Below are 253 nucleotides of genomic sequence, written 5' to 3'. Positions count from 1 at the left end.
AATTTCTGAAAATTGTATAAGGTTTGATGGGAAAAGAAAAAATATATCATTTTTTGAGGGATTAGTAGATTGAAAAAATTGCCCCTAGCGTAGTAAGTTTTTTTAGTATATAATAAAGGAAACGCTTTCATTTTTAATTTGTTCACAAAATGGACGGAAAATCACATATTTACTATCGATATGTTGCTTTATAATGAAACTAATTAAATATACATGCATACAATATTGTGAAATAAATAACATAAATAATCTA

Annotated in this window: 1 protein-coding gene; it reads right to left on the bottom strand. The window is 24.1% G+C overall.

What is annotated here, in order from left to right; genetic code table 11:
* Window positions 1–102: 102 nt before the first annotated feature.
* Window positions 103–219: a hypothetical protein gene (locus tag KVT27_RS25500; RefSeq protein ID WP_001987222.1), complete on the bottom strand. Its 117-nt coding sequence runs from the start codon at window positions 217–219 to the stop codon at window positions 103–105.
* Between the last annotated feature and the right edge of the window lie 34 nt (window positions 220–253).

This window comes from Lysinibacillus sp. GbtcB16 (assembly GCF_019091145.1).
Lineage (GTDB): Bacteria > Bacillota > Bacilli > Bacillales_A > Planococcaceae > Lysinibacillus > Lysinibacillus fusiformis.
This window is presented reverse-complemented; position numbering and strand designations above follow the sequence as displayed.

Bases quoted from the DNA above. Each gene is read 5' to 3' on its own strand.
- KVT27_RS25500 (WP_001987222.1), bottom strand. From the start codon at position 219: ATGCATGTATATTTAATTAGTTTCATTATAAAGCAACATATCGATAGT.